Consider the following 944-nt stretch of genomic DNA (forward strand, 5'->3'; position numbering starts at 1 on the left):
GTGATCGAGCTGTTGGCTGATGAGAGGCCGGTCGACGTGGAGGTCGAAAGCGAAGTCACCGAGCTGTTGGTCGAGCTGAGGCCGGTGGACAGCGAGTTGATTCCCGTCGAAGTCGAGGTGGACAACGAAGTGATCGAACTGTTAGCTGAGGACAGGCCCGTCGACGTGGAAGTCGACAGCGACGACACCGAACTGTTGGTCGAGCTCAGGCCGGTGGACAGCGAATTGATGCCGGTCGAAGTCGAGGTGGACAGCGACGTGATGGAGCTGTTAGCCGACGACAGACCGGTCGAGGTCGACGTGGACAACGACGAAATGGCACTGGTTGCGGTACCAACCTGTTGGGCAACCGAATAAAGCTGGCTGCCGTTGATCGCGTCGGTACTGGTCTGCGTCACCTGGCCGGCGGCGACGTTGGTGATTTGTCGCTCGTTGCCCGGGCTGCCGACGCTGACGGTGCCGACCGGCGCGGTGCCTGCGAATCCTCCGAACGTGACGCCGTTGACGGTCGCGCTGCTCGTGGGATTGGCTGCGGCGGTCTGCGAGTTGGCGCCGAGCGCGACGGAATTGTTGGTGCCGGCGGTGGCGCCGCTGCCGATGGCGACGGCGTCGGTGCCGGTCGCGACGCTGTCGGCACCGGTCGAGTTCGCGTGGAAGTACTTGATGCCCTGACTGTTGATGTTGTCGATCACCGAGCCGACGCTGCTGGCGGTCGACGTCGTGCCGTTCGCGTTGTAGGTCGTGTACGCCGGTGCGGAGACCGTCCCGGTCGTCGGGTTGTACGTGGAGCCGCCGCCGAGTGCCGATGCCGTGCTGTTGCCGAGGTTGTCCGTCTTGGTCGTGACCGTGCTCAGGCCGGTGGACAGCGAGCTGATGCCGGTCGAGGTCGAGGTCGAAAGCGACGAGATCGAGCTATTAGCCGACGAGAGACCCGTCGAGGTCGA

Annotated in this window: 1 pseudogene; it reads right to left on the reverse strand. The window is 64.3% G+C overall.

From position 1 onward, the window contains the following. Positions 1-944 (reverse strand): annotated as a pseudogene (locus tag BT264_RS38800) (hemagglutinin); the annotation flags it as partial.

This window comes from Burkholderia sp. NFPP32, assembly GCF_900119325.1.
Taxonomy (GTDB): Bacteria; Pseudomonadota; Gammaproteobacteria; order Burkholderiales; family Burkholderiaceae; genus Burkholderia; species Burkholderia pyrrocinia_C.